The 8,789-nt window shown below is 60.2% G+C and carries 10 protein-coding genes and 1 pseudogene; 6 read left to right on the plus strand and 5 right to left on the minus strand.

Going from position 1 to position 8,789, the window contains the following annotated elements; genetic code table 11:
• Positions 1-98: 98 nt before the first annotated feature.
• Both DCO47_RS23525 and DCO47_RS23530 read right to left on the minus strand, forming a co-directional pair.
• On the minus strand, positions 99-617 hold the full coding sequence (locus tag DCO47_RS23525) for a cupin domain-containing protein (protein WP_116659027.1): 519 nt from the start codon (positions 615-617) through the stop codon (positions 99-101).
• Positions 618-795: 178 nt separating this feature from the next.
• Complete coding sequence (locus DCO47_RS23530) at positions 796-1,614, minus strand: shikimate 5-dehydrogenase (RefSeq protein WP_083352420.1); 819 nt, start codon at positions 1,612-1,614, stop codon at positions 796-798.
• Between the two features lie 243 nt (positions 1,615-1,857).
• Here DCO47_RS23530 and DCO47_RS23535 point away from each other — a divergent pair, with 243 nt between their 5' ends.
• The 3 genes from DCO47_RS23535 to DCO47_RS23545 all read left to right on the plus strand — a co-directional run bounded on the left by DCO47_RS23535 (position 1,858) and on the right by DCO47_RS23545 (position 2,950).
• On the plus strand, positions 1,858-2,238 hold the full coding sequence (locus DCO47_RS23535; RefSeq protein WP_024013471.1) for a hypothetical protein: 381 nt from the start codon (positions 1,858-1,860) through the stop codon (positions 2,236-2,238).
• 231 nt (positions 2,239-2,469) lie between these two features.
• The gene (locus DCO47_RS23540) at positions 2,470-2,664 is read left to right on the plus strand and encodes a hypothetical protein (RefSeq protein WP_016770691.1); all 195 of its coding nucleotides are present in this window, start codon (positions 2,470-2,472) and stop codon (positions 2,662-2,664) included.
• A 103-nt stretch (positions 2,665-2,767) separates the two neighbouring features.
• Positions 2,768-2,950, plus strand: coding sequence for a hypothetical protein (locus DCO47_RS23545; RefSeq protein WP_042609153.1), 183 nt, complete (start codon positions 2,768-2,770; stop codon positions 2,948-2,950).
• On the opposite strand, the gene DCO47_RS23550 is transcribed toward DCO47_RS23545, so the two are convergent.
• Positions 2,947-4,008 carry an AI-2E family transporter gene (locus DCO47_RS23550; RefSeq protein WP_039763392.1) on the minus strand — a complete coding sequence of 354 codons (1,062 nt, stop codon included), beginning with the start codon at positions 4,006-4,008 and terminating at the stop codon, positions 2,947-2,949. The genes DCO47_RS23545 and DCO47_RS23550 overlap by 4 nt on opposite strands.
• Positions 4,009-4,238: 230 nt before the next feature.
• Between DCO47_RS23550 and DCO47_RS23555 the strand changes: the two are divergent.
• Positions 4,239-4,469, plus strand: a pseudogene (locus DCO47_RS23555) (U32 family peptidase C-terminal domain-containing protein); the annotation flags it as partial.
• Between the two features lie 127 nt (positions 4,470-4,596).
• Here the strand turns inward: DCO47_RS23555 and DCO47_RS23560 are convergent.
• Together DCO47_RS23560 and DCO47_RS23565 are read right to left on the minus strand one after the other, a co-directional pair.
• Positions 4,597-4,827, minus strand: a complete 231-nt coding sequence (locus DCO47_RS23560; protein ID WP_116659028.1) for a hypothetical protein — start codon at positions 4,825-4,827, stop codon at positions 4,597-4,599.
• Between the two features lie 91 nt (positions 4,828-4,918).
• Complete coding sequence (locus DCO47_RS23565; RefSeq protein WP_042609150.1) at positions 4,919-5,632, minus strand: FadR/GntR family transcriptional regulator; 714 nt, start codon at positions 5,630-5,632, stop codon at positions 4,919-4,921.
• 355 nt (positions 5,633-5,987) lie between these two features.
• On the opposite strand from DCO47_RS23565, the gene DCO47_RS23570 reads away from it, so the two are divergent.
• Entirely contained in the window at positions 5,988-7,334 is a 1,347-nt protein-coding gene (locus DCO47_RS23570) for an MFS transporter (RefSeq protein ID WP_042609149.1), read from the plus strand.
• Positions 7,335-7,359: 25 nt separating this feature from the next.
• A complete protein-coding gene (gene gudD / locus DCO47_RS23575) occupies positions 7,360-8,703 on the plus strand; it encodes a glucarate dehydratase (protein ID WP_116659029.1) in 1,344 nt (447 codons plus the stop codon).
• Positions 8,704-8,789 lie beyond the last annotated feature (86 nt).

The following is an 8,789-nucleotide window of genomic DNA, read 5'->3' on the forward strand; positions in this document are numbered from 1 at the left end:
TCGCGATAGCGGTGTGTCAGTCACAGCGGATTTGACCGACATACCGCTATCGCGAGCAGGCTCACTCCTACAAGGGACATCAGCGCATTTCAGATTTTTCATTCGCCCTCCCAATAATCCACCCCATCCGCCTGCCGCGCGACTGCGACAAACCCCGAGGCATTGCCCTCGGCATCCACCGCGAAGTTATCCATCACCGCATACTTGTTCGAATCCGGATACTCGCAAATCTCAGGCTGCTGCTGAGTGCTCACCGCCAGATAACGCAGTTCGCCCGCGCCGGTATTGATGATCTGATGGGCGTTCTCCGGCCCGCCCGCTGGGCAGGCGATCACATCACCGGCGCGGATCGGAAAACGCTCGCCTCCCAACCGCACCTCGCCCTCCCCGGCCACCACGTAGAACATTTCCTCATTGACCCGATGGCTGTGGAACGGACTGCCGCGCATGCCCGGCGGCAGCGCATACAGGCGATAACCGAGTTTCTGCGCACCCAGTTGCTGACCGATGCGCGCGATGCGCTGCTGATAACGCCCGGCGGTTTCGCCTTCGGGGGCGAGGGCTTCGGGCAGGGGCTCGAGTTCGACCTCGTTGAGGTTGAGGATGGGGGGATGCATGGGTGGCCTCGGTTATGGTTTTTGTGGTGGGCGAGTGTTGTTTCTGAAGTGTAGGGGTCTCATGTGAATCCGTGGCGAGGCTATCGCGAGCAGGCTCACTCCTACAGATTGAACGCATTCCAATTGTAGGAGTGAGCCTGCTCGCGATGAGGCCAGACCAGCCCACTACAAAAATCACTCAGCTACGGGCAAATTCCACCGCCGCCGCAAACTGCGCCTCATTCGGCCGCACCCCGGTGTACAGCACGAACTGCTCCAGCGCCTGGATCGCAATCACTTCCAGCCCGGTGATCACCCGCTTGCCTTCGGCCCGCGCCCGCACGATCAGCGGCGTTTCCGAAGGGATCGCCACTACATCGAACACGGTCTCGGCCGCCTGGATCACCTCAGGCTCGAACGCCAGTTGCCCCGCCTCCGGCCCGCCGTCCATGCCCACCGGCGTGACGTTGATCAGCATCTGCGGGCGCTCGTCGCCCAACTCGGCCTGCCAGCGATAACCCAGCGAATCTGCCAAAGCACGTCCGGCCCGCTCGTTGCGGGCGACGATCAAACCGTTCCTGTAGCCGCCATCGCGCAGGGCGCTGGCCACCGCTTTGGCCATGCCGCCGCTGCCACGCAGGGCGAAGGTCGAATCTTTCGGCACCGCGTGGCTTTCCAGCAACTGCGCGACGGCGATGTAATCGGTGTTATAGGCCTTGAGGTGGCCGTTGGTGTTGACGATGGTATTGATCGACTGGATCGCCGCTGCCGAGGCATCCAGCTCATCGACCAGGGCAATGCAGGCTTCCTTGAACGGCATCGACACGCCGCAGCCACGAATACCCAGTGCCCGGATGCCCCCGACTGCGCCGGTCAGGTCCTGGCTGCTGAATGCCTTGTAGTAGAAATTCAGGCCCAACTGCTCATACAAATGGTTGTGAAAACGCAGACCGAAATTCCCCGGCCGCCCGGACAGGGACATGCACAATTGGGTGTCTTTGTTCGGGTTCATCTGCATGAAACTTCTCCTTCAAACGCACTTTCGGATGGACGGGATTGGCCAGCCCACCGGGTTCTGAATCATCATTGCGGCTTGTTCGAGGCGCCGCGCTGCCGAGTAAAAAAGCCGCTACAGACCTTACACAAAATTTACCCAGCGGCTGTGCTGAATTTCGCAAATTTGCTGTCTTAGCTGTATCCCCGCGACAACTGTGGGCCTGGTTCAGGCCCAGCCGCCGGGTCGAAGAACCGAGGACTTATCATGATTCGTAAACTTCCCATCATGGCTTTGTTGATTGGCGCACTCGCCGTCACCGGTCAGGCTGAAGCGGGTGGTGGCCATGGCTGGCAGGGCCCTGCAGTGTTTGGCGCGATCGTCGGCTCGGCCATCATCGGCTCGGCACTGATCAACCAGGATCGGCCGGTGTACGTGCAGCAACAGCCGGTTTATGTTCAGCCGCAACCGGTCTACGTGCAGCAACCGCCGCCACCGGTCTACTACCAACCGGCACCGGTGTATGTGCAGCAACCGGTTTACGTGCAGCCGGCCCCTGTTTACTACGGCCCGCCTCGCGGTTATTACGGTCGGCCCCATGGCTACTATGGCGGCCCGCATGGTTACTACGGCGGTCCACGCTGGTAAGCGCAACACAGAGCCCCGCTTTCGAGCGGGGCTTTTTTATGACCGCTGGTCGGCGAAGGTCCGAAAAAATCTCGCCGAGGTCGTTGTGAGGACAGTTCGAGCAGCTAAAGTCGGCATGATGGAATCGACCGCTGGCTGTTTTTTTCATCAAATGGTCACCGTTTTGTCATGACGGAGCCGCAATCTGAATCCGTCCGTAAACAACAGATCGATAACAACAAGGACGACTGTATGCCCACACAAAATCCGCACCGCATCGTCGGTTTGTGCACCTCGAGCAAGGTCTACAGCGCGCTCACCGAGCTCAAGCATCTGGAAGGCCATCGGTGCGCCAAGCTGCTGTCCCTGCTCGCCGAAAACCTTGTGCACAAGGGCCTGCTCAATGAACGCGAAGTCATGCACATGCTCGATCAGGTGGTCGAATGACGCCGTACCTCACTGGCATCAATGACCACTATCGAAAGCGTTGATTGTCCGCAGCGCCAACAAATCCCTAAGGTAGCCCCATCAGTTTGATGGAGGTTTTCCCATGGCTCAGGTTCAAATCATGTCGGTGATCGGCAGCGCAGTTCCCGCTTCGCTGCGTGCATCCGGTTTGCTCGCTTGCTGGTATCTGGTGCGCGATGGCGAGCCAATCAGCGGCCCGCTCACCTCTTTGCCGGCGGCGCAGGCCTTGTCGCAACAGGTCACCAGCACCGCGTTGCATGCCTAAGGCAGTTGCACTTTGGGCTTGGTCTCGACGAACAGCGCCCAGCTCGACAGGAATAGCGCGGCGATCAGCGGGCCGATCACGAAGCCGTTGAGGCCGAACACCGCAAGCCCGCCAAGGGTGGAAACCAGAATCAGGTAGTCGGGCATTTTCGTGTCCTTGCCCACCAGAATCGGGCGCAGCACGTTGTCGACCAGGCCGATCACGAAGACGCCGAACAAGCCCAGCACCACGCCCTGCCAGATCATGCCGCTGAGCAGGAAGTACACCGCCACCGGCGCCCAGACAATCCCCGCGCCCACCGCAGGCAACAGCGAGAGAAACGCCATCAGCACCGCCCAGAGCAACGCGCTGGGAATGTCGAGAAACCAGAAAATCAGCCCGCCCAGCGCACCCTGGGTCACGGCCACGACCACGTTGCCCTTGACTGTCGCACGCACCACGCGGTTGAACTTCAGTTGCAGGCGGCGCTTGTGGTTTTCCTCCAGCGGCACCGCCGTGCGCATCTTGCGCGCCAGCTCGGGGCCGTCACGCAGAAAGAAAAACAGCAGATACAGCATGATGAAAAAGCTCACCACGAATTCAAAGGTGCCCTGGCCGAAACTGAACGCCTGGGTCGCCAGCACCTGACTGCCCTGCATCGCCGTCTTGACGATTTTCTCCCGCAGGCTGTCGAGTTCGCCCATGCCAAAGCGATCGAGCAAATGCTGAAAGTACGGCGGCAGGCTGTGCTTGAACTGCGCCAGATACGCGGCGATGTCCAGCTCACCGCTTTCGATGTTCTTGTAGACCGTCGCCCCTTCCTGCACCAGCAAAATGCTGACGATGATCACTGGCAGAATCGCGATCACCAGACACAGGCTCAACGTGCACAGCGAGGTCACGTTGCGTGGCCAGCCGAATTTCAGCTGCACCTTGCGCTGCACTGGCGCAAACAGAATGCCGAGGATGACAGCCCAGAACACCGCGCCGTAAAACGGCAGCAGAATCCAGATAAAAGCTACCGTGACCAGCACCAGCAGCACCGTCAGGGATTTGAATTGCAGACTCTTTTCGTTCATATCCGGTCCATGTCAGTCAGGCGTCACGCACGCCCGCCCCACTTAGTCAGCCGCCGCGCGCGCGAGTGCCATGTTTATTCATGGAGCATAGATCCAGATCAATAAACCCTCGCGACAGCTGCCCTACCCTGCGTGGCTTTTGCGACCGACACCCAAATGCCGACTCTCATCGCTTCCGAGCTGCTTGCCCCCGCTGGCACCCTGAAAAACATGCGTTACGCCTTCGCCTACGGCGCCGATGCTTGGCCGAGGTGAAGGTGGAGAATCGGTTTGTCATCGGCGATCATCTGGAATTGATGACGCCCAAGGGCAATTTTCATTTTGCTCTGCATGAGTTGCGCAGTGTCAGCGGGGCAGCGATCGAGGTGGCGCCGGGGGATGGGCATACGGTGTATGTGCCGGTACCGGATGGAGCAGACTTGCGCTTTGGGTTGTTGATGCGGGATTTGGTCTCGGTTTAGTTCCAAGGCACGCCTCGGTAGGAGCTGTCGAAGGCTGCGATCTTTTGATTGTGATCGCTCCCACTCTCCAGCGTGGGAGCGAGCCTGCTTGCGAAGAGGCCGGCACACGCAACAAAAAACCCAGACCTCAGCGCATGTCATCCGACAACGGCGTCGGCTCATCCGCCGGCGGCACATCGTCGTCATCCGGCGGATCCTTCCAGTCATCCGGCCGGTCGCCATCGCTCAGTGGATCGCGCCCCGGATGCATGCCCGGCGGTGCGTCGTGATCGCTCAGGGTCGGCTCGTCGGTGCCGGATACGGGGCGGGTCTGGTCGGTGGGCGCCATGCCACCGGGAACAAGCGAGTCATCAGCCATGCTGCACCTCACAATACTGGCCCGGATTATCCGGGGCGTATAAGTTGGAAGCGCGGCCATCGACGGCGTGCGATAGATCAGACCAGCGGCATCAATCCTGGGCAATAAAGCGATCACGACTGTTGGTCAAGTGCAGCCACATGGCGGCACGGGCGGCGTCGGCGTCCTGACGCTTGATCGCATTCAGAATCGCCTCGTGCTCCAGATTCGCCAAATGCCCGAGCTTGCTCAGATCTGCCGCGCCGCGCTCGGCGGCATTCAGACGATTGCGCGGGATCATCGCGCTGCCCAGGTGCTGCATGATCTCGCTGAAGCAGGCGTTGCCGGTGGCCTCGGCGATCAACAGATGAAAACGCCGATCGGCCTCCACGCAACTGTCGTTGTTGGCCAGCAGCCGCTGATAGTCATCCAGCGCCTGACGCATCTGCAGCAACTGCTGCTCACTGCGTCGCTGCGCCGCCAGCGCCGCGGCTTGCGTTTCAAGGCCCATGCGCAATTCGAGAATGCTGCGCACACCCAGCGCCGTGTCGACATTCAGGCGCAGGCCCTGCTCCGCCGCGCGCTCGATCACGAAGGTGCCGATGCCGTGGCGCGTCTCGACCAGGCCCGAGGCCTGCAACTTGGAAATCGCCTCGCGCACCACCGTGCGGCTGACGCCGTGCTCCTGGACGATGGAATTCTCCGACGGCAGTTTGTCACCGGGCGACATCTGTCCGAGCAGGATGCTCTGGGTGAGTTTTTCCACCAGGTCATGAGCGAGGTTGTGCGTGCGTTTGCGCGCAGGCGCGTCGAGGTCTTCTTGCATGGTCGGTTCCGGTGATCGGGGCTTGCCGATCGTAGCACCGCGGGATGACGGTTGAGATGGATTCTAGCGCTGTATGCCACGACTACTTGTATGACAACATCAGAGACGTCGAAATTCGCTGTGTTGATCCTACGGTGTTACCGATATGCCTGAAGCAAGCACGCCACTACGCACATCTCGCTATAACCCCCGAAAATATTGAGCTTAACCCGATTTTTTCATAAGAAACTCTATGTTCAGACGAATTTAATCACCCCTCCCCACTTGTAGGACAAAAAAACACAGTTGTATGATGTCTATCAACAACGCAACACCAGTCCTACCCGCATAAAAATAATCAGTGGGAGAAAAACAAGTGAAAACCTCCGTCTCGGGGATGCAGGAAAGCGTTGATCCAACGCTCGCCTCGGCCATCTCGAAAGTCAAACGCCACGTCCTGCCGCTCTTCGTGATCATGTTCATCGTCAATTACATTGACCGGGTGAACATCGGTTTCGTCCGCACCCACATGGAAACCGATCTGGGCATTGGCGCTGCCGCCTACGGCTTCGGCGCCGGCCTGTTCTTCATCGGCTACGCGCTGTTCGAAGTGCCGTCCAACATGCTCCTGCAAAAAGTCGGCGCGCGCATCTGGCTGACCCGCATCATGTTCACCTGGGGCATCGTCGCGGCCTGCATGGCGTTCATTCAGAACGAAACCCACTTCTATATCCTGCGTTTCCTGCTCGGTGTCGCTGAGGCCGGGTTCTTTCCCGGGGTGATTTATTACTTCACCCGTTGGCTGCCAGGCGTCGAGCGCGGCAAGGCGATCGCGATCTTCCTCAGCGGCTCGGCGGTGGCCTCGCTGATCTCCGGTCCGCTGTCCGGTCTGCTTCTGCAAATCAACGGGCTGGGCATGCACGGCTGGCAGTGGATGTATTTCATAGAGGGGATGTTCTCGGTGTGCCTGTGCGTCTTCGTCTGGTTCTGGCTGGATGCCAAACCCCACGACGCGAAATGGCTGAGCCGCGCCGAACAGGATGCGCTGGTCAGCGCCATCGACGACGAGCAAAAGGCCCGCGAAGCCGCGACGCCGATTCGGCCGTCGCTGGGCAAACTGCTCAAGGACCGGCAGATCATTCTGTTCTGCCTGATCTACTTCTTCATTCAGTTGACCATTTATGCGGCGACCTTCTGGCTGCCAAGCATCATCAAGAAGATGGGCGAACTCAGCGACGTGCAGGTCGGCCTGTTCAACTCGATTCCATGGTTGCTGTCGATCGTCGGCATGTACGCCTTTGCCTCGCTGTCGGCGAAGTGGAAACACCAGCAAGCGTGGGTGGCTACGGCGCTGCTGATCGCCGCAGCGGGGATGTTCATGTCCACCACTGGCGGGCCGATCTTTGCCTTCGTCGCGATCTGCTTTGCGGCGCTGGGCTTCAAATCCGCCTCGTCGCTGTTCTGGCCGATTCCCCAGGCCTACCTGGACGCACGCATCGCGGCGGCGGTGATCGCACTGATCAACTCGGTGGGCAACCTCGGCGGTTTCGTCGCGCCGACCACCTTCGGCCTGCTGGAACAACACACAGGCTCGATTCAGGGCGGCCTTTATGGTCTGGCCGCGACCTCGATCATCGCCGCAATCATCGTCTTCGCTGCGCGCACCACGCCGAAACCCGCTGCTGAAAAAGCGCTGGCCGACGCCGCGCCGAAACACGCCTGACTTCGTCTCGACAAGGAAAACAACAATGACTGTTCATGACACCGCCAAAGCTCCGATCATCACCGAGATGCAGGTCATTCCGGTGGCCGGTCACGACGGCATGCTGCTCAATCTGAGCGGCGCCCACGGGCCGTTTTTCACCCGCAACATCGTTATTCTCAAGGACAACGCCGGCCACACTGGCGTCGGCGAAGTGCCCGGTGGCGAGCGCATTCGCCAGACCCTGGAGGACGCGCGCAATCTGGTGGTCGGCAGCCCGATCGGCACCTACCAGAAAATCCTCAACCAGGTGCGCAAGACTTTCGCCGACCGCGACGCCGGCGGCCGTGGCCTGCAGACGTTCGACCTGCGCATCACCATTCACGCGGTCACCGGCCTGGAAGCCGCCCTCCTCGACCTGCTCGGCCAACATCTGGACGTGCCGGTGGCGGCGCTGCTCGGCGAAGGTCAGCAACGCGATGAAGTGAAGATGCTCGGTTATCTGTTCTACGTCGGCGATCAGCACGAAACCGATCTGGCCTATCGCAGCGAACCGGACGCCGACAACGACTGGTTCCGTGTGCGTCACGAAAAAGCCATGACCGCCGAAGCAGTGGTGCGTCTGGCCGAGGCGGCGCACGCCAGGTACGGTTTCAAGGATTTCAAACTCAAGGGCGGTGTGCTCAGTGGCGATGCCGAGATCGAAGCGGTGACGGCACTGGCCGAACGCTTCCCTGACGCGCGGATTACCCTCGACCCGAACGGCGCCTGGTCGCTGAAAGAAGCGATTCGTCTGTGCCGCGATCAGCATCACGTACTCGCCTACGCCGAAGACCCGTGCGGTGCGGAAAACGGTTATTCCGGTCGCGAAGTCATGGCCGAATTCCGCCGCGCCACCGGGCTGAAAACCGCGACCAACATGATCGCCACCGACTGGCGCGAAATGGGTCATGCGATTCAGTTGCAGTCGGTGGACATTCCGCTGGCCGACCCACACTTCTGGACCATGCAGGGTTCGGTTCGTGTGGCGCAGATGTGCCACGAGTGGGGCCTGACCTGGGGCTCGCATTCCAACAACCACTTCGATATTTCCCTGGCGATGTTCACTCACGTCGCCGCCGCTGCACCGGGCGACATCACCGCGATCGACACTCACTGGATCTGGCAGGACGGCCAACGCCTGACCAAGGCACCGCTGCAGATTGTCGATGGCCTCGTGCAGGTTCCGAAAAAACCGGGGCTGGGTGTGGAACTGGACATGGATCAAGTGACCAAGGCCCACGAACTGTACAAAGGCATGGGCCTCGGCGCGCGGGATGACAGCGTCGCGATGCAGTTTCTGATTCCGGGGTGGAAGTTCGATAACAAGCGGCCGTGTCTGGTGCGGTAAACCTGATCTCCCATCCACCACGGTCCCTGTAGGAGTGAGCCTGCTCGCGATAGCGGTGTGTCAGTCAACTTTGATATCAACTGACA

It is taken from the genome of Pseudomonas sp. NDM (genome assembly GCF_003105095.1).
Classification (GTDB): Bacteria; Pseudomonadota; Gammaproteobacteria; order Pseudomonadales; family Pseudomonadaceae; genus Aquipseudomonas; species Aquipseudomonas moraviensis_A.